Source organism: Hymenobacter psoromatis (assembly GCF_020012125.1).
Lineage (GTDB): Bacteria > Bacteroidota > Bacteroidia > Cytophagales > Hymenobacteraceae > Hymenobacter > Hymenobacter psoromatis.
On the sequence record NZ_JAIFAG010000001.1, the window covers coordinates 2,420,310 to 2,441,867 of the forward strand.

Here is a 21,558-nt window from a genome sequence, read left to right on the forward strand (position 1 = left end):
TGGTGTTAGCCAGCAATTTTGACCGGATAAAAGTTGATAGCCAACCGCTATCAGCTAAGAGCTAGAAAATGAAGATTATCAGCCTGCGCTTTGCCAACCTCAACTCGCTACCCGGCCCCCACCTCATCCGGTTCGATGCCGCGCCGCTGGCCGACACGGGCTTGTTTGCCATCATTGGGCCCACGGGGGCGGGCAAGAGCACGCTGCTCGATGCCATTGCGGTGGGCCTCTACGGGCGGGTGCCGCGCCACGACCGCCAGGTGGGCGAAATGGTGAGCCGCCACGCGCCGGGCGCGTGGTCGGAGGTGGAGTTTGAGGTGCACCAGACCGATGCCGACACCGGCCAAACGGCGCGGGTGCGCTACCGCTCGCGCTGGGAGGTGCGGCGCAAAACCCGCGGCGACGACAAGGGCAGCCTGGGCCAAGATGCCATGACGCTGGTTTTCAGCCCGTCGGGCGAGGCCGTTATCAGCGGTAAGGAAGCGGTGCCGGCGAAGGTCAGCGAACTGTCGGGGCTCGATTTCGGACAGTTTGAGCAGGCCGTGCTGCTGAGCCAGGGCAAATTTGCGCGCTTCCTGCACGCGCCCGAAAAGGAGCGAAGCGCGCTACTCGAAAAGATGACCAACGTGGGCATTTACTCGCAGCTGTCGGTGGCGGCGTTTGAGAAAGCCAAGGCGGAAAAGCAGCAAACCGAGCTGCTGGCCGCCCGCCTCAATGCTACCCGCCTGCTGACCGACGACGAGCGCCGCGCCCTCGACGCCCAGCTCGACGCGCTGAGCGAGGCCGCCGAGCAGCACCATGAAGAAACACAGGAGCTGAACGTGGGTCTCACTTGGCGCACCATCCTGGACCAGCTCGACAAGCAGCTGCGCGATACCGCCCGCGAGGCAGAAAACCTGCGCCAAGCTGCTAGCACCTTGCAGCCCGAGTTTGCGCGGCTGGCCGGCCATCAGCGCGCCAATACCAAAGAGCTGGCTACCCCCCTCGCCCTGGCCGAAGTGGCCCAGGAAGCCCTGGAGCGCGGCACCGAGCAGCTGGAAAAATTAGCGCACGACCTGCCCCACCTGGCGGCTACTACCGACACCGCCGCCTCGGTGTTGGAAGCCGCTACCGATGCCCACCTCACCGCTCAAACCAAAGAGGACGACCTGCGCCCGGTTCTGGAAACTGCCCGCGACCAGGATGCGGCCCTGGCCACCACGCGGCAGCAGGTGGCAAAAAAACGGGCGGCCCACGCCCATAACCTCGGCACCCACCAGCAGGCGCAGACGACCTGGAACGACCAGACGCGGGCGCTGCAAGGACTGGCTGACCAGCAAACCACGCTGGACAACTGGCTCATCGCTCACAGCCACGAGGCCGAATTAAAAAGCCAGCTGAACGAGTTGAGCCGCGAAATTATTGACCTGCAAGGGGCTCAGCGCGAGGTGGCGACCCGCGAGGCAAGGCGAGGGGAATTGCTCAAAAATCAGCAAACTGCCGCCGCCGACCGCCACCGCCAGCAGCAGCTGGAAGCCGAGGCCAACACCCGCCAGCAAGCTCTTAAGGACGAGGGCCAGCCCTGCCGCACCGAGCGCGACGCGCTACTACTCAACACTACCCCCGCCGCCCTGGCCCAGCACGCCGACGACCTCACTATCCAGCTGCAAGGGCTTCAACTGCTGCTGCCCAAGGCCGAGGCAACCCACGAGCAGCAGACACGGGCGACGAGCTTAGCTATTTACTTACAAGAAGAAGCGCCGGCCCTGGCTACGGCCGCCACCGCCGTAGGCCACCTCGAAACCCGGCGCGCCGATGGGCAGCAGCTACTCGACAGCTACCGGCGCGAGCTGCGCGCCCAGCAGGCTCTGGCCGACCTCAATGACCACCGCCAGCACTTGCGGGCAGGCCAGCCGTGTCCGCTTTGCGGCGCGCTGGAACACGCCTTGGCCGCCGATTTTGCCGCCGATGCCGACGCGCAGGAGCTACGCGTGACGCAGCAGCAGCAAGCCCTGGCTATCCTCGAAGAGGAGCTGCGCGCCGCCGCCCAGGACCTCACGCGCCGCCAAACCGAGCAGCAGCAGCGCCAGCAGCAGCAGCAGGAAGCCCTCGATGCTGCCGAAGCGGCCCGCCACCAGGCGCAGGAACTGGCCGCTGCCCTCCTCCCTACCCCCCCCGCGCCGGCCGACCCGACCGCCGTGCGCGCGCTGCTCACCGACACGGCCGCCGCCCAGGCTACGGCCGTGGCCAACCGCCGCCGGCTCACCGTGCTGGATGAGAAGCTGGCCATTTTGCGCGAAAAATACCTGGCTGCCGGCCAGGAAGCTACCGCCGCGCAGGGCGAAATTCGCCTGTTGGCGCAGCGCCAGGACGCAACCGCGGAAGAGTTGCGCCAGCTGGCCGCCGAGCTGGCGCATTGGCGCGAGCAAGCCGAAATCTACCAGGGCACTATCCGGGAGATTCTTCGTCCTCACCAGCTGGCGCTGCCCGCCCAGCCGCCCTACGATGGCGTGCTGGCCACGCTGGAAGAACGCGCAAACACCTACGAATCGCAGCGGGCAGCGCTGGCCGAAGGGCGGGATAAGCTCCTGGAACGCCGCACGCAGCATAAGGTCAAGGGCGGAGAACTAGCAGCCCGGCAACAACAGCTAATGGCTGATAAAGAACTGCTCGACGCTGAGCAGCTGGCCCTGGAGGAGCAGCAAGCGGCCCGCCTGGCCCACTACCCCGGCCCCGACCCCGCCGCCGAAGCGGCGCAGCTGCGTCGCCACACCCAGCAGCTGGCCGAAGCCATGCAAAGCGCGCAGGCCCACCACGCCCGGCAGCAGCAGCAGCTGGCCATCGGGCTGAGTGCCCAGGCGGCGCTGCAAACCCAGGTGGCGGCCCACCGCACGGCCCACGGCGCGCGCCAGGCCGAGCTAACGGCGGCCCTGACCGCCGCGGGCTTTGCCACCGCCGACGAGGCCCAGGCGCTGCTCCTACCCCCCCCCGAGGCCGAGCGCCTGCATCAGCGCCGCCAGGACCACCTCACCGTCACCGCCGCCACCGACCGCCGCCTGGCCGACCTCACCGCCGAGCAGCAGCACCACGCCGAAGCGGGCCTTACCCCCCGCAGCGCGCCCGAGCTGACGGCTCAACTCGCCGCGCTCTCAGCCGCCGACGATATTTTGCAGCAGCAGCTCGGGGCCGTCAGCAACCAGCTGGTGCAGGACGATGCGGCCCGGCAACAATTGGCCGAGGGCCTGCGCGAACTGCAAGCGCGCCAGCAGGAAGAGCAGCGCTGGCAGGACCTGGCCGAGCAAATCGGCTCGGCGCGGGGCGATAAATTCGCGCAATTTGCTCAGGGCCTGACGCTCAGCCACCTGGCCCGGCTGGCCAACCTGCGCCTGCGCCAACTCACGGGCCGCTACACTATCTTCAAAACGCCGAACCGCAACCTGGAGCTGCAAATAATCGACCACGACCAAGCCGATACCATCCGCCCGATGGCCTCGCTTTCGGGCGGAGAAAGCTTCCTGGTAAGCCTAGCCTTAGCTTTGGGCCTGAGCGAGTTAGCTGGCTATAAGGCCCGCATCGAGTCGCTATTTATTGACGAGGGCTTTGGCACGCTCGACCCCGACGCCCTCAACACGGCCCTCGATGCGCTGGAGCGCCTGCAGCATTCGGGCAAGATGATTGGCATCATCTCGCACGTTGCCGACCTCAAGGAGCGCATCGGCACCCAGATTCGGGTGCAGCCGGGGGCCGGGGGCAATAGCACCGTATCTATTGTGCACGTGGCGGCCGGCACCGAAATCAGCTGTGAGGATTAAGTAGGGGGTAACATACCGCACGTCATGCTGACGACAGAAAGCATCTCTACCGCGCCGTTCGGGTTTCGTTCGGTGGAGATGCTTCCTTTGTCAGCATGACGTGCTGTTAGTATCCATTCCCTACCCCCCTCACCTCGGCCCAGGTCCAGTAGTTCTTGGCCTCTACCCCAGCGTAGCCCTCCCGCAAAAACGCTACTACCTCGGCCTCCACTGCCCCGGCGGCCAGCGAAGAGGCATAAATGGGCCGCCCGTCGGGGTCGGCGTAGCGCTCGACTTTGGTGAGGCGGCGGGCGACCAGGCGCAGCAGCGGGCCGGTATCGGTGAGCGGGTCGGCGGCCCAGCGGTAGGCGCTGGTTTCCAGCTCGTTGAGGCGGTTGGCAAGCGCGGCCAGGGGTAGGCGCGGCAGCGTGGGCCGGCTGGCAAGGTCAATCCAGGTCGTGTACTTGGCTTCCAGCTCGTAGCGCTGCCCGTCGTAGAGGCTCAGCACCCAGTCGAAGCCCGCCGTGGGGCCGAACAGCGCGTAGTACGGTACCGGCGCGGGCGTGCGCACCACCGCCAGGCCAATTTCGGGATAGCAGGTGCGTTGCGTCAGCTGCCCGTCCAGGGCGGCTACTGCCTGCCGCACGCGCCTATATTCGGGCTCCCAGGCGGCGCGGCCGGCCTCGGGGTGCCGCAACATATCGGCGAAGCGCGGCAGAAACCAGATGAATTTTTCGGCCGAAGCCTCGTCTTCGCGCCGGCGGTGGGCGGGCGCGCCGAAGGGCTCGTAGAAGCGGCTTTTTTCCTCCGCGTTCAGCCAGCACACCAGTTGCAGGGCGTGGTCGGCCAGCGGGTGTTGCCAGTTTAGCTCGCGGAAGTCGCCTAGCGTGGCCACCAGCCGCAGTAATTCTTCGTGGGCCAGCGCCAGAGCCGGGTTCAGCAGCGCCCACACGCCGATAAAACCGTCAATATCAAAGTGATTGGCCGTGACGGCCCGCGCCGCCAGGCCCGGCGTGGCAGGCGCGCGCAGCGCGCGCAGGCACGAGCCAGCGCTGGTATCGTCGCGCAAATCCGGGGGGGTAGGCGCGCCGCGCCAGTGCGCCAGCGTGAGGGCCGCCCCCAACCCAGTGCTGTCCACAAGTATCGTCGGCTGCCGCCGCACCTCCCCAAATGGCACGAAATAGCGCCCCTGCTGGTCATTTAACATGTAACACGTATCATTTAACACGCTAGGATACTTGTCATGGCGAGCCTCCGAAGCAACCGCCCCGGAGCGGGAGCGAATGACCGGCGCGGAGGTCGTGCGGGTGTGATTACTCCATCGCGCTCGCCATGACAACCGGTAGGACATAAAATTATTAGTTAGTAATCCTTCCCCCTGCAGTTACGGATTTTTTCCACGTTGTTTTTTCGAATCCAACTCAGGTAGCCTTGCAGGGGCTCGGCGGCGCGCAGGGCATCTACGGTGGGGTAGTGGTGGGCCAGCTCGCGGTTGGTGAGGAAGCGGTGCACACTGCTGTGGCAGGGCTGGCACAGGTCCACGGTCATGCTGTAGCGGCCGCCTTCTTCGCGGGGCACCAGGTGGTGGCGGCTGGTGTGCTGCACCTCGCGCTCGCAGAGGCCGCAATGAAAATCGGCTTCGGCATGGGCGCGGGCAGTGGCTTCGGCAGCAGCTTGGTGGCGTTGCAGGCGGCGGCGCATGAGGTAGGATAAAACGAAGGCTGCACCAATCTTTGGCTCTTGGCACAACTTATGTTGACAATCATTTTTTAGTGCTAAAAGTTGCTCATCTGCGCGCAAGTATCTTACATTGAACCCGGTTTACTGATTTTCAAACTTCCCACAGCCTGAATGTTTCTTTTCTTTTACTTTTTATCATTTTTTTCTAATGACCGTATTCTCTACTCCCCTTTCTGAGTCGAAGTGGCTGCGGCCACTGGCTGGTAGCGCGCTGCTACTGGCTCTATCGCTGACGGCCCCGGCGGCCCACGCGCAAACCTGGATGGTATCGACGACGCCCTACATCAAGCTGGGAGTGCTGGACAAGTACAACGCGCTGGGCGGCTACTCGGCTATGTTTATTGTGACCAGCGAAAAAACCGGCCAGGAGTTTCTGCTTACCAAGCAGGTAGCCAAGGGCGAGAGCGGGGTCGATATCCTGTTCCCGACCGAGCCCAGCGACCCCGATTACTTTAAAAACGTGCAGGGCCTGGCCGCCCAGCCTACCCCCGGCCGCTACACCTGGGAGTGCCGCGTGAACGGCAAAAAAGCCGTCAGCGGTCACTTCACCTTCCCCGAGGCTGGTAACGACATCACCGTGCTGAGCACGGCCGCTAACAAGTAGCGGAGCCGCGCAGCTTGAGCTTACCGCATGGCTCCCTACCCCCGCACGATGCGCATAAAGGGCACGTCGTCGGGCAGGGGACCGAGCAGGTCGGCGAGCGCTTGCAAAAAGCGGCCGGTGGTATCGGGCCGGCCGGCGGGGGGGCCAGCGGCGTGGTGATGGTGATGCTCGCCGCGCAGCTCGCCCAGCATAGTGGGGGTGCCGGCCTCATCGGGACTACGACCCAGGGTAGCTTCGAGCAGAAAAAATCGCGGCAGGTCATCGCCGGGTCCGATGAGAGATAGGTCATCGTCGTCATCCTCCTCATCCGCAACGCGCGACTGTTCGTGCGGGTCGGCCTCGGGTTGCTCGTACACGATGGCAGCGAGGTGGGCCTCGCCCGTAGCCTGGGGAAGCGGCAGCTGAAGCAGGGCCGTGGCGCGGCCCGCTACCCGATGCCAGCTCAGGTGCAGGCCGCGGGGCGGCATGCGCTCGCGGGGGGGTAGGCTTTCGGCCGCCTTGTCCCAGACGTAGAGCAGCAGCTCGCGGGCCAGCAGCGGGTCGGCCAGCTCGCGCCGCACTGCCGCTGGCCGCCGCCACACCAGCTGCGGCAGCACGGTGTAAACAAAATGGTAAGGATGCGGGCGGGCCATGCTGGTTAGTGATTAATGGTCAGTGGTTAGTGATTAATGGCCGTTCTTAACAGGCTACAAAGTAATTACCTGGGCGCGGTACGGCACTCTCCGGTGGTTCTTCTACTCCTCTTTACTACTACTGCTACTTCTGGAAAACGCCTTCCTCCTACCCCCATCAGCACGACCACTAATCGCTAAACCCTACTCATTAATCACTGCCAACACCGCCTGCCAGAGCACTTCGGCGCTGCGGGCCCACGAAAAGCGGGCGGCGTTCGCAAGGCCAGCGGCGCGGAAGCGGGCGCGCAAGGCATCGTCGCCCGCTAGTTGGCGCAGGCCCTCGGCGATGGCGGCGGGCTGGTGCGGGTTGCAGAGCAAGGCGCAGGTGGGGCCGCCCGCCGCCTCGGGCAAGGAGGAAACAGAAGAGGTGAGCACCGGGCAGCCGCTGGCCTGGGCCTCCACCACGGGCAGGCCAAAGCCCTCGAAAAAAGGCACGTAGACCGTGGCCAGCGCCGCCGCGTAGAGGGCCGCCAGGTCGGCCTCGCTTACGCGGCCGGTGAACTGCACGGCGGCGCGCGCGGCAGGCTCCAAGGCTTGGTAAGCCGCGAAGATGGGGCCGGTTTGCCAGGCTTCGCGGCCCACCAGTAGCAGGCGCACGGCGGCGGCCCCTACCCCCCCTTCGGCCCGGAACTGCCCGAAGGCCCGCAGCAGATTCGCCAGGTTTTTGCGCGGCTGCAGGGCCCCGACGAACAAAAAATACAGCTGCCCCTGGCTGAAGCGCTGCCGGGTAGCTACCTGCGCCGCCGCCGGCTGCGGCGCGAAATGAGCAGCCGGCGCGTTGGGGGCCACCCGGATGCGGGCGGCGGGCAGCCCGTATTGCCGGGCCACGTCCTGGCGGGTAGTGTCAGACACGGCCACGAGCTGCGCGGCGGCGCGGGCCCAGCGCGGCAAAAACCAGGCGTAGTAGCGCCGCACGAGGGCGCTCACGTCCTGGGGCCGGTGCAGGTAGGCCAGGTCGTGCAGCACCAGCACCCGCGGCACGGAGGTATTCAGCACCGTGAAGCCCTCGGGTGAGAGCAGCGCGGCGGGCCGGTGCCGCCGCAGCCAGCGGGCCACGGCCACCTCATACCAAGCCACCAGCAGCACTACGTGGCGGGCGGGCGGCGGCAGCACGTGCGCTACTACGTTGGGACCCAGTAGATAGCGTGGGTCGTGGGGCCGGTCAAACAGGAAGTGAAACGTGCACTCGGGGTGTTGCGCTACCAGGCAACGCAGGGTTTCGAAGGTATAGCGCCCCAGCCCTTCCAGGTGGCCGCCGGGCAGTAGAAAACGAGTAGTGACGGCGAGGTGCATTTTTTGGTTCGTAATTGCTGGTTGCTGATTGTCAATCGTTTGTCATTGCGAGCGCAGCGCAGCAATCTTTCCTTGTCAGTAAGTATGGGGTAGTAATCCATTTTATGCGACCAGCAGGGAAGGATTGCCGCGCTACGCTCGAAATAACAAGCGATTGACAACCAATAATTACGAACCAGGCATCAACTTACGCAGCTCCCGCACTTGCACCAATCCCGTTAAAAATAACAATCCAACAAAATAGCCGCTCATCAGGCCGGTTTCGAACCACCAAGGCAGGGCGAGGTAGGCGCGGGCCGCGTACCAGCCGGCGCACAGCAGCCCGAAGGCCAGTGCCAGGCGGGCCAGCAGGTGCCAGGGCACGGCCACGCCCATGCGCCGACGCACCAGCCACACGTAACCGCCCGACACCAGCGTGGCGCACAGCAGCGTGTTGATGGCGGCGGCCACAGCCCCATAGCGCGGCAGCAGCAGCAGGTTGAGCGTTAGGTTGAGGCCGATGCTGGCAGCCACCAGCCAGCTAACGGGCCGCTGGTGGTGCGTGCCGGTGAGCAGCGTGCTGTATATCGCAAAAAAGGCATTAACCAGCACGTTGAGGAACAATATCTTCAGACACAGGGTCATCTGGGCTAGTTCAGCCGTGGTACTGCGGCCGAACTGCCAGAACAGCACCTCACCCCGAAACAGCACGAAGGCCACCGCCAGCAGCAGCGGCAGAGCCGCCACCCGCTGCCCAAACCAGAGCAGCTGCCGCAACTCGCGGGGGCGGGCGGCGGCGTGCGCAAAACGAGCGAAGAAGAGGGGTAGCACCGTCCAGCTGTACATCATGGCCGCGTCGAGCCAGCGGTAGGCCCCGGCGTAGTAGCCCGCCTCGCGCGCCGACGATAGGCGCTCCAGCAGCACCATATCTACCCGCTCATTAATGCCATATAACAAGGCGATGAAGGCAAACGGCATACTAGCGCGCAGCAGTTGGCCGGCCGCCTTGCGCCGGGGCCAGCGGTGCGGCAAGCGCCCGAATAACCGCCGCAATAGCCCAAAAAACAGCACCGCCGTGAAGGCCGAGGCCGCCAGCCGCGCCCCCACGTAGCTGCCCAGGCCCAGCTGCCCCGCTAGCAGCAGCGCCAGCACCAGCCCAAAAGCCAGCAATTTCTCCACCACCGAGAGCACGGCATCGGTGTTGAACTGCTGGCGGGCCTGCACCGGGGCGCGCAAAAACTGCCCATATTGTGTGAGGAGCAGTCCGCCGCCCACCACGGCCAGCAGCCCCAGCTGCCCGGCGCGGTAGCCCAGGCCCCACCCTACCCCCAGCAGCAGCAGCCAGGCGCCCCCCGTCAGCAGCCCGCGCATGGGCAGCAGGGTCGGAAACTGGCTATCGGCAAAATTGGGCTCGGTGGCCAGGCGCTGCACCGTGAACTGCGTGAGGCCAAGGTCGGCCAGGGTGGCTACTACCACGGCCAGTGCCGAGCAGGCCGCCACCAGTCCAAAAGTCGCGTGGCCCAGTCGGTTCTGCACCGCGTTTTCGAGCAGCACCCAGCCGGGCTTCACCAGCAGATTGAGCACCACGGCCAGGCTGATATTACCGAGAAAGCGTTTGATGCGAAAAAAGGCCGGGGCGGCGTCAATGGAAACCCAAAGGTAAAGCCCGACCGGGCGGGCGACGGTATATCTTTGCCCGTTGCCGCGCCGCGCTCCGGCCCGCGGCGGCTTTGTTTTTCGCCTCTATGTCGCCCGATTTCCTACCCCCCTTTTCTGCTGCCGGCCTGCGGGCCATCTTCAACCGTTGGAAGTATTTGCTGGCCCTGGCCGTGGGGCTGGCCGCCGTGGTAAGCGCCATCGTGGCCTGGACGCTCCCAAATATCTACAGCTCAACGGCTATTTTCCTACCCACCTCGCCCCAGAGCACCGACCCCGACCGCCTCGTGGAGGGCTCGAAGCTGGAAGTGGGGGCCCGCTCGGAGGACCTGGACCGGGTGCTCACCATTGGGCAGTCGCTGCCGCTGGCCGAGCTGATAATCAAGCGGTTTGACCTCTATACGCACTATCACGCCGGCCAGCCGGGCACCGACGCGGCCGAGAATACCGTGCTGAGCGAGTTTGGCAGCAACCTGAGCATTGTGCACAACGAGCGCGACGCCATTGAATTGACGTTTCAGGACCGCGACAAGAAGCTGGCGGCGGCCGTGGCCAACGCGCTGGTGGCGGCCATTGACTCGGTGAACCAGCAGCTAACGCTTGAGAACCGGCGCAACGTGCTGGAGCTGTATCGGCAGCGCTCGGCGCAGCTGGGCCGCGGCTACGCCCGCACCCGGCAGCAGCTCGGGGCCGCGCGCCACCGCTACGGCGTGTATGGCCTGGAACAGCAGGAGCGCTACCTCACCAAAACCGTTATTGAAACCGAAAAGGAGCTGCGCGTGGCCGAGGGCGGCGGCCCCGGCAGCGCGGCCGGCCTGCGCCGGGCCCTAAGCGGCCTCACTCACGCCCAGGCCGCAGGCGGCAACGTCATCAACCTCGAAGGCTGGAACCAAGGCCTCGACTCGGTGAAGCTGCTCACCGCGCGCCTGGCCGATTTGCAGGGCCGCTTCGTGGGCTCGCAGGCCGCCTATGAGCAGGCCGAAACCTCGCTCGCCAGCCGCGTTTCGTCGCTCTATCAAATCCAAAAAGCCTACCCCGCCACCCGCAAGAGCAAGCCCTTCCGCACGGTTATCGTGCTGGGCTCCGTGCTGCTGACGCTCGCGCTGTGCAGCTTTTTTATTCTGCTACTGGAATTATACCGCCGACCCGCTTCATTTAACAATTAGTATTTATCACTTAACAGTTCAATTTTATTCAGGCCCATTGGCTACAGCGAGTGCGGTGCCCGCCAAGTTAAAATGAACAGTTTTGCATAAGCCTGAATTGATAAATGATGAATGTTAATTGTTAAATGACAAAATTTCTGCTTCGCCTGCGCCCCGTGGATACCAGCCAGTGGCTGTTTGTGGGGTTTGTGGGCCTGCTGCTGGCGGGCGGGGCGCTGGCGGGGCTGCGGCAGCAGCCGGCGCTGGCGCTGCCCGCACTGGGCGTGCTGGGGGTAGGGCTGCTACTACTGCGTTGGCAGTGGCTGTACTATATCCTGTTTCTGACGCTGCCCTTTTCGCACGAAATCGGGCTGCCGGGCGGGCTGAGCCTGGACGTGCCCTCCGAGCCGCTGATGGTGCTGCTGCTGGGCTGCGTGCCGCTGGCCTTGCTGCTGGGGCCGGGTAGCTGGCGGCAGCTCACGCGCCGCGAGTGGCGGCACCCGCTGCTGGTGCTACCGGTGCTGCTGCTGGCCTGGGCGGCGCTGGATATCTGCTTCTCCGTCAACCAGACGCGCTCCTTTAAATATGTGCTGGCCAAGTGCTGGTACCTGGTACCTTTCCTGCTGGGTAGCCTGCTGCTGGTGCGCCGGCCCGCCGACTTTTGGCGGCTGGCGGCCTGCTACGTGGTGGCCACGGTGGTTTCGCTGGCCTGGACGCTGCCGCGCCACGCCAGCACGGGCTTCAGCTTTGCGCAAACCAACTGGGCCATTCAGCCTTTTTATCGCAACCACGTGATTTATGCCACCGTGCTGGCGCTGCTGCTGCCGCTGGCCTGGGGACTGGCGCGGCAGGCCCCTACCCCCCTGCGGCGGCGCTTGTGGTGGGCGGCAAGCGGCGTATTATTTTTCGGATTAATTACTTCCTACACCCGCGCCTCGTGGCTGTCGCTGCCCGTGGCGGGCATTTTTTACGGGGCAATGCGGCTGCGCCTCACGCGGGTGCTGCTGGTGGGGGTAGGGCTGAGCGTGGCCGGGGCGGCGGCCTACTTCGTGAGCGGCGACAATTTCATGCGCTTCGCCCCCAACTACGAGAAAACCATCTGGCATGGCGGCAACCTCGCGGCCCACCTCGAATCGACCTACACCTTGGAAGACGTGTCGGGCATGGAGCGGGTGTACCGCTGGGTGGCGGCCGCCCGCATGATTGCCGACAAGCCCCTGGTGGGCAGCGGCCCGGCCACCTTCTACCCCGAGTACAAGCGCTACACGGTGTCGAGCTTCCGCACCTACGTCAGCCAAAACTTCGAGCAGTCTACGGCCCACAATTACTTCTTGCTCACGCTGGCCGAGCAGGGCGTGCCGGGCTTTTTGCTATTTTGCGCGCTGGTGGCCACGGCCATGCTCACGGCCGAGCGCCTCTACCACGCCAGCGCTGGGCAGCCCGAAGTGCGCCGGGTGGTGCTGGCCGTGAGCTTGTCGCTGGTCATCATTCTCTTTCACCTCTTTCTCAACGAGTTGGTGGAGGTGGATAAAATCGGCTCCGTCTTCTTCGTAACCCTGGCCATGCTTATCCGCAGCGAAACGTGGCTGGCCAGGCTGCCAGAGCCCAGCGAGCCCGCGCTTAACGCGGCAAGCCTGGCGCGGCGGGCGGCCAACCGCGCCGTTGGCACGCCCGCCCGGCCGTTGCCTACCCCGGCTCCATCACCCGTTACTTAGTTATATCCTACATGCGCCTTCACGCCCAGGGCCTGGGCCGCCGTTACGGCCGGCAGTGGATTTTTCGCCACTTGGGCCACGATTTTCGGGCCGGCACGGCCACGGCCGTGCTCGGCCCTAACGGGGCGGGCAAGAGCACGCTGCTCAGCATCCTGGCCGGGCAGCTGCTACCCTCCGAGGGCGAGGTGGCCTACTCGCTGGGGGGCAGGGCCCTACCCGCCGCCGCCGTGCCCAAGCTGCTGGCCTACTGCGCGCCCTACCTGGAGCTGCCCGAAGACTTTACCCTGCTAGAGCTGCTGGCTTTTCACACCCGCCTCAAGCCGCTGCGGCCGGGCCTTACGGTGGCGGGGCTGGTGGATATAATGTACCTGCATAAGGCGCGGCACCAGGCAGTGCGCACGTTTTCATCGGGCATGAAACAGCGCCTCAAGCTGGGAATGGCCCTGTACGCGGCGGCCCCGCTGCTGCTGCTCGACGAGCCAACCACCAACCTCGATGCCCAGGGCGCGGCCTGGTACCAGGAGCACGTGGCCCGCGTGCGCGGGGCCGACCGGCTGGTCATCGTGTCGTCCAACGTGCCGGCCGAGTACAGTTTTTGCGAAGCACAGGTGCAAATTACCGACTTTCAGTAGTCGGGCTACGGCTTACTTTTGGGTAAACCATAGCCCGCGTCCCATGTCTGCCGTCCCACAATTTGCCTTGCCATCGGTTTCACCGGAAGAATACCTGGCGGCCGAGCGCGCGGCTTCTTTCAAGAGCGAGTACTATCAGGGCCAGGTATATGCGATGGCGGGAGCCAGCTACGCGCACAACCTAGTGAACCTGAACACTGCCACGGCGCTTAACCTGGCCTTGCGCGAACGTGACTGCACGGTGCAGGTAAGTGACCAGCGACTGCAAGTGAAAGACAATGGCCTGTACACCTACCCTGATTTGTCGGTTGTGTGCGGGCCGCCTCAATTCGCGCCCGATAAATACCTCGATACTCTGCTCAACCCGGTCGTGCTGGCGGAAGTGGTTTCGCTGAGCACGGGAGAATACGACCGGGTAGGCAAATTCATCCTGTACAAAGACATTCCGACGCTGCGGCATTATCTGCTCCTTGAAAGCACGCAGCCCATCGTGCGCCTGGCCACCTGGCGCGAGCCCAAGGTGTGGGCCTTCGACACGTTTGAGGGGCTGACGGCGGTGGTGCCCTTGCCGGCCATTGGGGTCGAGCTGACGCTGGCCGACCTCTACCGCAAAGTACCCCTGGCCGGGTAGTGCGCCGCTTTTGGAGCTTTTCGCCAAACCCATTTAGCCGCCCGCCGTATCTTCGTTCTACGGATTAAAACCTCATTTTTTTACCTGCTGCTGCCCTTTTTGCTATGCGCCAGTACGATGACCCGGACGAAGACGCCCTCGATGACGACGATAACCTGGACGCTTACGCCAGCACGGGCGGAGCTAAAACCAAAGGCCTGGAGGAAGACCAGCTTTCGGCCAAGTATGCCGACTACCTGATGTGGCGCGACACGGGCTCCTCGCACGACGAGGCGCTCGACCTGGCCACCATGACCGAAGAAGAATTCACGACCGCCCAGGCGGCCGAAGACCCCGATGGTAGCAGCAGCCACGGCTCTCTCGATGATGACGACGACGACCCCGATGCCGACGAGGACGATGGAGCCTACGGCAGCTCACGCGGCCGCGGCGACGACTACGACAGCGATTTTTAACGGAATTTAACAGGAAGGAGGGATAAAGAATTATCGCTTGGGTAATTCTTTATCCCTCCTTCCTGCTTCTCCTCACGGGTAGAGGCCGCTGCGCTGGGCACGGTGAAAAGCGAAGCCATTGGCGGGGCTCAGCTCCATTTCAAAGAGGACTTTCTTGGTGCTATAATCCAACTCGATAATCTTGCCGCCCAGGCCGGTGGTATTGGGCACCTGGTAGCCGGGGCAAAACATCAGGTGGTTGACGGCCGGCAGGTACTGCACCCGCGACACGATGGCCGAGTACGTTTCTTCGCCCCGCTCCTTGCCGTAGGTCCAGATTTGCTGCACGGTATGGTGCACGGGGTCGAGGCGATACTCTACGGCGCGGCTGTAGTGGCTGGGGGCGTTATGAATAAAATTGCGGTTGGTGCCGTTGTCAAACAGCAGCAGGTCACCGTTGGGCATGAGCTGGATGGAATGCTGGTACCAGTTCCACTCAAAGTTGGGATGGTTCGCGGAGCCGTTGACCACGGCCGTATCCGTAATGGTCTGGCCGTTGGCATCGAGTGGCGTGAAGAGCGTTTGGCGCAGGTCCTGGCCCTGCGGGTTGACACCCCAGCCGCGGTGCGGAGCCATCAGCCACAGCACGTGGTTGTTATAGTCTAGCTTCGCTACCCCCTGGTAGCGGCCCGATACGATGATGGTATTGTCGCTGGGGTCGTAGAGCAGCGCGTTGGCGTGCAGCCAGTCCACGGGGTCGGGCTCCAGGGCGTGGCGGTTTTCGTTGAAGCACTGCTTGAGGTCCCACTCGTGCACTACGCGGTTGGCCTGGCGGTCGATTTCCACCACATAGTCCTCGTTCGTAGGCGAGCCATCGGGGTGAGTGCTGCCGGTTTTGTTCACCGTCACCAGAAAGTTACCGTCGGGCTTCTCATACATCTCGTGGTGAAAGGTGTAGTTTGGCAGGCTCCAGCGGTTGACGATGGTGCCGTACACGTCCACCTCAAAGAGCTGGCTGGTGGTTTTATCGCCGAAGCAGAAATTCCCGTTTTTCAGCCGGCTGATGCCGCAGTCGTAGTTGAGCTGCCCCAGCTCGGCCAGGCCGTGGTAGTCGAGCAGCCAGCGAATTTCCCCGTAATTATCCACGATAAGCGGAATTTGCGGGTCGGTAGCGCTGAAGTTGCTGACCAGCATAAAATCGCCCCCCAGGGCCGTGCCCGCCGGGGCCATCGTGACGAGGCTGGCGGGCATGTTGGCGGGCAGCGGGCCGGTTTGGATGGTCAGGGTCGTGTCGGCCAGCACCTGGCCCGTGGGGTTCACCAGCTGCACGTCCACAGAGTTGGCGTAGCTGGGGTAGAGGCCCAGAATGGGGACGGTGTGCGCCGTACCCTCGTCGCTGAACTGCTGGGTGAAGTCGGACGCTGTCCCGTGCCGGCCGTGCACCACCAGCCGCAGCCGGCCGCTGAGCGGCGAGGTAAGCGTGAGCCGTGCGGCCAGTGGCGCGTAGCCCGACGGGTTGAGCGTGAGGGCCCCGCTACCGAAAGCCAGGTGCAGTGACGTGGTGGGACCGGGGACTACCTCCGCTTCTTTGTGACAGGCAGCCAGCGCTAGTAAGCTCAACGCTAGGAAGTATGTAGATTTCATTAAATCAACATTTTTAAATCAATAGTAATTAGTAGATGCGCGACTAGCCCAGTGGTTTAATCCCCAACGAAAAGCCCTGGCCGCATGGCGACCAGGGCTGGGTTACAATCGACGGATAACGCATTCATCCCGACCAAACAGGAGCGAATGACGCGCAAGAAATTATTTTGCGCCAAACACGCGCTTGAGCAGCGCCGTACCTTGCGCGGCTGGGTTCTGGCGGATTTTAGCTTCCTGCTGGGCCAGCAGAATGAAGAGGCCGTTCACGGTTTCCTTGGTCACGTAGTCGGTGAGGTCAGCGCTGGCGGGCGTCACGAGCGGCAGCTTGTTGTAGCGCTGAATGAGCTTATTATAGGCCGCGTTGGCCCCCACCTGGTCGAGGCTCTGCACGATGCTGGGGCGCAGGGCGGTATTGAGGGCGGTTTCCGACTTCTGGCGCAGCAGCTGAGTCGCGGCACCCTTCTGCGGGCTGGTCACGAGCCCGAGCGCATCGGTGAGCGTGAGCTGCTGCAACGCGTTCAGGAAGATGTCTTTGGCGGCGGGCGCGGCGGTTTCGGCGGCGCGGTTCAGCAGGTTGGTGACCTGCTCCACGGCACCCTTGCCCAGCGGCCCCGGCAGCGCGCTCAGGGTAGTAGCCACAAGCTGCGCATCGGCCGGAAAGGGAATGTGGATGTCGTCGTTCAGGTTGAAGCCATCTTTTTCGGACGCGAAGCCCACGGCTTTGGTAATGCCCTGGGTAAGCGCCTCGCGCAGGCCGCTGGCAGCCTCAGCCTCGGTGAGCGGCGCGGCCGGCGCGGGCGCGGGGGTAGCGGCGGCAGTGGTCGTTTTGGCGGGGGTAGGCTTGGCGGCCGTTTTTACCGGGGCTTTCTTGACGAGGGTGGTTTTTTTCTTAACGGTCGTCTTTTTGGTTTGGGCCAGGGCAGGCACGGCACTAAGCAAAGCCAGGGCCAGCAGTAAATTTTTCATATCAGGCGTAAAAAGGGAAAAAAGCGGTGCCAAAAAACCAGATGGCCAGCGTGGCTGTCCTGCAAGCACCGCGCCGCAAAGTTCTCCCCATTTCTCCCAAAACCCGGCTAAACTTCCCTACCCCGCCTTTCCTCTTATGGATGTTGAAATCATGACCATCGGCGACGAGCTGCTCTACGGGCAGGTCGTGGATACCAATTCGGCCTTTATGGGCCAGCAGCTGGGCCGCCTGGGCCTGCGCGTGCGCCAGATTACGAGCGTCAGCGACCGCGCCGACGAGTTGGTGGCCGCCCTCAACCAGGCCCGCCAGCGCGTGTCGGTTATCTTAATGACCGGCGGCCTCGGCCCCACCAAAGACGACCTCACCAAGCACGTGCTGGCCCGCTACCTGGGCCGCGAGCTGGTGCAGGATGCCGATACGCTACGCCACGTAGAGGGCATTTTTGCGCGCTACCAGCGGCCCATGCTCGACGTGAACCGCCAGCAGGCGCTGGTGCCGGCCGGCTGCCAGGTGCTCTTCAACGCCGTGGGCACCGCGCCCGGCATGTGGCTGGAGGACCAGGGCACCGTGTTTATCAGCATGCCCGGCGTGCCTTTCGAGATGAAAAAGCTGATGACCGACCAGGTGCTGCCCCGGCTCCAGGAGCGGTTTCAGCTCGCGCCCATCGAGCATATCGTGGTGATGACAGCCGGCTTGGGCGAGTCGTTTCTGGCCGAGAAAATCCAGGACTGGGAGGCCGCCCTACCCCCCCACATCAAGCTGGCCTACCTGCCCAGCCTGGGCAGCGTGCGCCTGCGCCTCACCGGCACCCCCGACGGCCAGCCCGACCTGCGCGGCCGCATGCTGGCCCTCCTACCCCCCCTGCGCGCGCTTATCGGCGACTACATTTTTGCCGAAGAAGACTCGCCGCTGGAAGTAGTTGTCGGGCAGCTTTTGCAAACCAAAAGCTGGCAGCTCGGCACGGCCGAAAGCTGCACCGGCGGCGCGCTGGCCCAGCGCGTGACGAGCATACCCGGCAGCTCGGCTTACTTCCGGGGCAGCGTGGTGGCGTATTCCAATGACCTGAAAGAAAGCCTGCTGGGCGTGAATACCGAAACCCTGGGCACCCACGGCGCGGTAAGCGAAGCCACCGTGCGCGAGATGGCCGAGGGCGCCCGCGCCCGCCTGGACTGCGACGTGGCCCTGGCCACCAGCGGCATTGCCGGCCCCGGCGGCGGCACGCCGCTCAAGCCGGTGGGCACCATTTTCCTGGCCTGCGCTACTCCCACTGGCACCGTGACTCGCCAGATTAACATTGACCGCGGCCGCCAGATTAATATTGACTACACGGTGCAGCTGGCGCTTATTTTGCTATGGCAGCAGCTTAAGGGGCATAAGGAGGCCGCGCTGCTGAAGGTGTGAAGCCATTGGCTGGCGTGGCTCTCCCACATCGCCTATCTTGTGGGCGTAATTAAGGTAGCCATCCTATGCCCAGCTTGCTGTACATCTATCACAGTGACCCGTCGTCGTGGGAGCCGTTTGGAGTCAAACAGGCACTTACAATCGGTGGGATATTGGTTGGAATAATAATTGTCTGGTTCAGCCACACGTCTTTGGAAATCAGCACGGATAACCGGCGCTATCGCACTTGCTATAGCATTCTGGGACTGCACCTTGGTCGATGGCAATCCCTACCCTCGGTAGTAGGCGTAACGCTGAAGTATTACTCAGTCCAGGAGAAGGCAGCTGATACGACCGCAACTAGTTGGGGAATTTGGAATAATACTCCGCCTCGCTACGAAAGATTAATTGTCATGCTGTCGCTTCAGCATAGCGCTACCGGCCTCATTCTGGCCTATTTTGACCTCGATGACGTAAATACGGCCATTGATTTTGCGCACGACACGGCTGAGCGCTTTCGGGTGCCGGTGCATCAGTATTTACCGCCGCATTTATTTGAGCCCCTACCCCCGGCAGCGGGCAGCATCGGGACGGGTGGGAATGCTTAGTGCATGGAACCCAAACCGCCCGAAAGCATTAGCGCGCACACCCCAAACCCAATAAGCAGCAGAAGCAGCGCCGACAGCGCAAAGGCTATGACGTAGTTTAGCCGCTTGAAGATGGCCATGATTACCGCGGCCACACCATTAATAACTACCAAGCCTATCACGGCAAAAGGTAACACATCTAAATCACCGCCGCTCATGGCTACGACGAGGAGCAGCAACGCTAGGTTGAGCACTAGGGGCCAGGTAAGGGGCTTTTTACCCGGCGGCGGGGTAGGCGTTGGCTCGCTCATATGCCGGTTCTTTCCGCCCGTAATTCGGCCAGGCGCGCCAGCTTTTCGGGGTCGCGGTAAAAGATATTCATCGTCTCGAACGGAATAATCTGCAAGTCCTTGCTCACGATGTGAACGCAGGATTTTTTGACGGCCCGCACGTCGAAATTCCAGGCGTCCATGAATTGCAGAATAATGACCCGGAATAAATTATCGTAGCTCAGGTTCGGGGCCGTTACCTGGGGTAGGCAGCACAATAACTGGTTGAGTTCGGGCACCACCGTATCCACGGTATTGGCGGTGCTGAACAATTTCAGCAGGTGCTGGCGCAGGCGCGGGTCGCGCTCGTACACGATGGTGTTGCCGCCGCTTTGCAGCAGGTCGGCGGGGTCGAGGTAGCGGGTGAGCGGAAATACTTCGCCGTCGAGTTTCAGGGCGTAGGCCATGGCCAGCGCGTCGGGATTGCAGGGCACGGGCAGCAGGTCCTGGGCAGTAAAGACCGAGCTTTGCCGGATGATGCCCTGGCGCACTTCGGTGAGCGGAAACGAGTCGGTTTCGGGATTGAAATTATCGAGCCGGCCGGCCGCCTGGGTGGGCTGAAACGTGACGCCGCGCACGCAGCGCTGCTGCAAGGCGTAATCAATTATTTCGCCCATTTCGTCGTCGTTGAGGCCCTTTTGCAGGGTCACGACGAGCGTGGTGCTCAGGTTGTACTTATTGAGGTAGGCCAGGGCCTGCTGGCGCACTTCGCGCAGGTCGCGCCCGCGCATGGCCAGCAGCACGTTTTCCCGAAACGAGTCGAACTGCAAATACACCTCGAACGCGCCCGCGTAGGTGGCCAGCCGCGCCACAAACGCCTCGTCCTTGGCCAGGCGCACGCCGTTGGTGTTCACCATCAGGTGCTTGATGGGCTTGCTCTTGCACAAGTCCAGGATTTCCCAGAACTGCGGATGCAGCGTGGGCTCGCCGCCCGAAATCTGCACCACGTCGGGCTCGCCCTCGTTGGCGATGAGCACGTCGAGCATGGCCTCAATTTCGGCCAGGGTGCGGTGGCGGCCGTGGGTGGGGCTGCTTTCGGCGTAGCAGGTGGGGCAAGTGAGGTTGCAGCGGTCCGTGACCTCAATCACGGTGAGGCAGCCGTGCTGCTCGTGGTCGGTGCAGAGGCCGCAGTCGTAGGGGCAGCCGTAGTGGGTGGCGGTGTTGAAGCGCCGCGGCACCTCGCTGGGCTTCACGTAGTTACGGATGCTTTTGTAGTACTCAATGTCGGTGGCGATGCGCACCTTCTGCCGCCCGTGCTCGGGGCAGCGCTTGAGCATGTACACGTTGCCGTCCTCAAAGACGATTTTGGCCTCAATGCGCCGCAGGCAGTGCGGGCACAGGCTCAGGGTGAAGTCGTAGTAGGTGTAGGGGCGTTCGGGCATGGGTTAAAATAAGGACAGCTGGTCTGACTGCTTGATTATCAAGTCTTTGCTTTTACGTTTTGCGTGAGCCATACTTGCCCGCGACGCATTACATTCCTTCCTGACTATGCGTAAATTAGCCTTCTCTCTATGATAGCTGCGGAATTTTTGCATTAAATCTAAATCTTTAAAAACAATCATGTTATTATTTGCAGAAGTATATTCTATTCCATCTAGGTCAATTTTATGAAGCTCTTTAAACCTGTCTAAGATTACCGAAAATGTGTTGGGTTGCCTATGGTCCACGACCAAATCCTCCCATTTTGAGGCCATATTTGTTTCCTGACATTTAGCCAGACTCCCAACGGCAGTTTCTTTAAAGTATGATTGTTTCACCCGATTGATATCATCATGAATCGAATTTCTGCAAGCAACATTGAACAACTGCTCCTGCGTATAAGTCTTTCTGTTCACCAACATTATATAAGAAATATACTGACTTTCCCCGTTGCTATAAAACACTTCAAAGCATTTTGCGGCAAACTGCACCTTAGCTACCTTAATATCATCTACTATAAAGTCAGTGTGTTCATCTGACGAACCTAGAACAATTTCTGAATCATAATTCTCTACTTTGATATCAGAAAACCATGCGTAATTAATTAAATCCAAGATATTCCAAAAATCCTCATCGCTAAGCGGAGCACCAAAATTATATTGATTAAGAATCTCTTTATAAAAACTTAACGCTTGCTTCTTTGTAGCAAACTCATTATCACCTATTCGTAATTTTACTCTCATAACTAAAGGATTTATTTATTCACCAAGCAACTCCCAAAACCCCGCCGTGTCCACCACCAGCACCTTTGGAAACTTCACCTCCCGCAGCGCCCGAGAGTCGCCGTCGTAGCTGACGATGCACGCGGTATTGGCGGCGATGGCGCAATCCACGAATTTGTTGTCGGCGGGGTCGCGGAGCAAACTGAAACGGGACGAGGCTTCGGGAATCGGTTGCAT

The 21,558-nt window shown here is 62.5% G+C and carries 20 protein-coding genes; 9 read left to right on the forward strand and 11 right to left on the reverse strand.

The annotated features are described in order from the left end of the window. Positions 1 to 68 precede the first annotated feature (68 nt). The gene (locus LC531_RS10525) at positions 69 to 3,791 is read left to right on the forward strand and encodes an AAA family ATPase (RefSeq protein ID WP_223650249.1); all 3,723 of its coding nucleotides are present in this window, start codon (positions 69 to 71) and stop codon (positions 3,789 to 3,791) included. 106 nt (positions 3,792 to 3,897) lie between these two features. Here LC531_RS10525 and LC531_RS10530 read toward each other — a convergent pair whose 3' ends face one another. Continuing rightward, positions 3,898 to 4,977, reverse strand: coding sequence for a DUF6687 family protein (locus tag LC531_RS10530; RefSeq protein ID WP_223650250.1), 1,080 nt, complete (start codon positions 4,975 to 4,977; stop codon positions 3,898 to 3,900). Between the two features lie 155 nt (positions 4,978 to 5,132). Further along, a complete protein-coding gene (locus LC531_RS10535) occupies positions 5,133 to 5,471 on the reverse strand; it encodes an HNH endonuclease (protein ID WP_223650251.1) in 339 nt (112 codons plus the stop codon). Between the two features lie 187 nt (positions 5,472 to 5,658). Between LC531_RS10535 and LC531_RS10540 the strand changes: the two genes are divergently transcribed. Beyond that, positions 5,659 to 6,114, forward strand: coding sequence for a hypothetical protein (locus LC531_RS10540; protein ID WP_223650252.1), 456 nt, complete (start codon positions 5,659 to 5,661; stop codon positions 6,112 to 6,114). Positions 6,115 to 6,149: 35 nt separating this feature from the next. Here LC531_RS10540 and LC531_RS10545 read toward each other — a convergent pair whose 3' ends face one another. From LC531_RS10545 to LC531_RS10555, 3 genes are all read right to left on the reverse strand, one after another. Next, positions 6,150 to 6,746, reverse strand: coding sequence for a hypothetical protein (locus LC531_RS10545; RefSeq protein ID WP_223650253.1), 597 nt, complete (start codon positions 6,744 to 6,746; stop codon positions 6,150 to 6,152). Positions 6,747 to 6,929: 183 nt separating this feature from the next. Further along, on the reverse strand, positions 6,930 to 8,081 hold the full coding sequence (locus LC531_RS10550; protein WP_223650254.1) for a glycosyltransferase family 4 protein: 1,152 nt from the start codon (positions 8,079 to 8,081) through the stop codon (positions 6,930 to 6,932). A gap of 168 nt (positions 8,082 to 8,249) precedes the next feature. Beyond that, positions 8,250 to 9,647 (reverse strand): oligosaccharide flippase family protein, encoded by a 1,398-nt coding sequence (locus LC531_RS10555; protein ID WP_223650255.1) that lies wholly within the window; start codon positions 9,645 to 9,647, stop codon positions 8,250 to 8,252. 158 nt (positions 9,648 to 9,805) lie between these two features. Between LC531_RS10555 and LC531_RS10560 the strand changes: the two genes are divergently transcribed. The 5 genes from LC531_RS10560 to LC531_RS10580 all read left to right on the forward strand — a co-directional run bounded on the left by LC531_RS10560 (position 9,806) and on the right by LC531_RS10580 (position 14,294). Next, positions 9,806 to 10,882 carry a GumC domain-containing protein gene (locus LC531_RS10560; protein ID WP_223650256.1) on the forward strand — a complete coding sequence of 359 codons (1,077 nt, stop codon included), beginning with the start codon at positions 9,806 to 9,808 and terminating at the stop codon, positions 10,880 to 10,882. 125 nt (positions 10,883 to 11,007) lie between these two features. Next, complete coding sequence (locus tag LC531_RS10565) at positions 11,008 to 12,576, forward strand: O-antigen ligase family protein (protein WP_223650257.1); 1,569 nt, start codon at positions 11,008 to 11,010, stop codon at positions 12,574 to 12,576. 11 nt (positions 12,577 to 12,587) lie between these two features. Then, a complete protein-coding gene (locus LC531_RS10570) occupies positions 12,588 to 13,208 on the forward strand; it encodes an ABC transporter ATP-binding protein (RefSeq protein ID WP_223650258.1) in 621 nt (206 codons plus the stop codon). 43 nt (positions 13,209 to 13,251) lie between these two features. Continuing rightward, positions 13,252 to 13,839: a Uma2 family endonuclease gene (locus LC531_RS10575; protein ID WP_223650259.1), complete on the forward strand. Its 588-nt coding sequence runs from the start codon at positions 13,252 to 13,254 to the stop codon at positions 13,837 to 13,839. Positions 13,840 to 13,943: 104 nt separating this feature from the next. Next, the gene (locus LC531_RS10580) at positions 13,944 to 14,294 is read left to right on the forward strand and encodes a hypothetical protein (protein ID WP_223650260.1); all 351 of its coding nucleotides are present in this window, start codon (positions 13,944 to 13,946) and stop codon (positions 14,292 to 14,294) included. Between the two features lie 72 nt (positions 14,295 to 14,366). Here the strand turns inward: LC531_RS10580 and LC531_RS10585 are convergent, their stop codons facing one another. Next, positions 14,367 to 15,917, reverse strand: a complete 1,551-nt coding sequence (locus LC531_RS10585) for an aryl-sulfate sulfotransferase (protein ID WP_223650261.1) — start codon at positions 15,915 to 15,917, stop codon at positions 14,367 to 14,369. A gap of 162 nt (positions 15,918 to 16,079) precedes the next feature. Then, positions 16,080 to 16,883, reverse strand: a complete 804-nt coding sequence (locus LC531_RS10590) for a DUF4197 domain-containing protein (RefSeq protein WP_223650262.1) — start codon at positions 16,881 to 16,883, stop codon at positions 16,080 to 16,082. A 136-nt stretch (positions 16,884 to 17,019) separates the two neighbouring features. Between LC531_RS10590 and LC531_RS10595 the strand changes: the two genes are divergently transcribed. Continuing rightward, positions 17,020 to 18,285 (forward strand): competence/damage-inducible protein A, encoded by a 1,266-nt coding sequence (locus LC531_RS10595; protein WP_223650263.1) that lies wholly within the window; start codon positions 17,020 to 17,022, stop codon positions 18,283 to 18,285. Positions 18,286 to 18,677: 392 nt separating this feature from the next. Continuing rightward, positions 18,678 to 18,872: a hypothetical protein gene (locus tag LC531_RS10600; RefSeq protein WP_223650264.1), complete on the forward strand. Its 195-nt coding sequence runs from the start codon at positions 18,678 to 18,680 to the stop codon at positions 18,870 to 18,872. On the opposite strand, the gene LC531_RS10605 is transcribed toward LC531_RS10600, so the two are convergent. The 4 genes from LC531_RS10605 to LC531_RS10620 are packed head-to-tail and all read right to left on the reverse strand — an operon-like array spanning position 18,869 to position 21,558. Beyond that, the gene (locus LC531_RS10605) at positions 18,869 to 19,105 is read right to left on the reverse strand and encodes a hypothetical protein (protein WP_223650265.1); all 237 of its coding nucleotides are present in this window, start codon (positions 19,103 to 19,105) and stop codon (positions 18,869 to 18,871) included. The two genes, LC531_RS10600 and LC531_RS10605, sit on opposite strands and share 4 nt — an antisense overlap. A gap of 53 nt (positions 19,106 to 19,158) precedes the next feature. Next, a complete protein-coding gene (locus LC531_RS10610) occupies positions 19,159 to 20,562 on the reverse strand; it encodes a radical SAM protein (RefSeq protein ID WP_223650266.1) in 1,404 nt (467 codons plus the stop codon). A 3-nt stretch (positions 20,563 to 20,565) separates the two neighbouring features. Further along, a complete protein-coding gene (locus tag LC531_RS10615; protein WP_223650267.1) occupies positions 20,566 to 21,342 on the reverse strand; it encodes a DCL family protein in 777 nt (258 codons plus the stop codon). Between the two features lie 15 nt (positions 21,343 to 21,357). Beyond that, positions 21,358 to 21,558: a PIN domain-containing protein gene (locus LC531_RS10620; protein ID WP_223650268.1), complete on the reverse strand. Its 201-nt coding sequence runs from the start codon at positions 21,556 to 21,558 to the stop codon at positions 21,358 to 21,360.

Coding starts and splice junctions, on each gene's coding strand:
- LC531_RS10595 (WP_223650263.1), top strand. CDS start 17,020: ATGGATGTTGAAATCATGACCATCGGCGACGAGCTGCTCTACGGGCAG.
- LC531_RS10545 (WP_223650253.1), bottom strand. CDS start 6,746: ATGGCCCGCCCGCATCCTTACCATTTTGTTTACACCGTGCTGCCGCAG.
- LC531_RS10530 (WP_223650250.1), bottom strand. CDS start 4,977: ATGTTAAATGACCAGCAGGGGCGCTATTTCGTGCCATTTGGGGAGGTG.
- LC531_RS10540 (WP_223650252.1), top strand. CDS start 5,659: ATGACCGTATTCTCTACTCCCCTTTCTGAGTCGAAGTGGCTGCGGCCA.
- LC531_RS10600 (WP_223650264.1), top strand. CDS start 18,678: ATGCTGTCGCTTCAGCATAGCGCTACCGGCCTCATTCTGGCCTATTTT.
- LC531_RS10560 (WP_223650256.1), top strand. CDS start 9,806: ATGTCGCCCGATTTCCTACCCCCCTTTTCTGCTGCCGGCCTGCGGGCC.
- LC531_RS10585 (WP_223650261.1), bottom strand. CDS start 15,917: ATGAAATCTACATACTTCCTAGCGTTGAGCTTACTAGCGCTGGCTGCC.
- LC531_RS10570 (WP_223650258.1), top strand. CDS start 12,588: ATGCGCCTTCACGCCCAGGGCCTGGGCCGCCGTTACGGCCGGCAGTGG.
- LC531_RS10535 (WP_223650251.1), bottom strand. CDS start 5,471: ATGCGCCGCCGCCTGCAACGCCACCAAGCTGCTGCCGAAGCCACTGCC.
- LC531_RS10615 (WP_223650267.1), bottom strand. CDS start 21,342: ATGAGAGTAAAATTACGAATAGGTGATAATGAGTTTGCTACAAAGAAG.
- LC531_RS10525 (WP_223650249.1), top strand. CDS start 69: ATGAAGATTATCAGCCTGCGCTTTGCCAACCTCAACTCGCTACCCGGC.
- LC531_RS10580 (WP_223650260.1), top strand. CDS start 13,944: ATGCGCCAGTACGATGACCCGGACGAAGACGCCCTCGATGACGACGAT.
- LC531_RS10565 (WP_223650257.1), top strand. CDS start 11,008: ATGACAAAATTTCTGCTTCGCCTGCGCCCCGTGGATACCAGCCAGTGG.
- LC531_RS10550 (WP_223650254.1), bottom strand. CDS start 8,081: ATGCACCTCGCCGTCACTACTCGTTTTCTACTGCCCGGCGGCCACCTG.
- LC531_RS10620 (WP_223650268.1), bottom strand. CDS start 21,558: ATGCAACCGATTCCCGAAGCCTCGTCCCGTTTCAGTTTGCTCCGCGAC.
- LC531_RS10575 (WP_223650259.1), top strand. CDS start 13,252: ATGTCTGCCGTCCCACAATTTGCCTTGCCATCGGTTTCACCGGAAGAA.
- LC531_RS10590 (WP_223650262.1), bottom strand. CDS start 16,883: ATGAAAAATTTACTGCTGGCCCTGGCTTTGCTTAGTGCCGTGCCTGCC.
- LC531_RS10610 (WP_223650266.1), bottom strand. CDS start 20,562: ATGCCCGAACGCCCCTACACCTACTACGACTTCACCCTGAGCCTGTGC.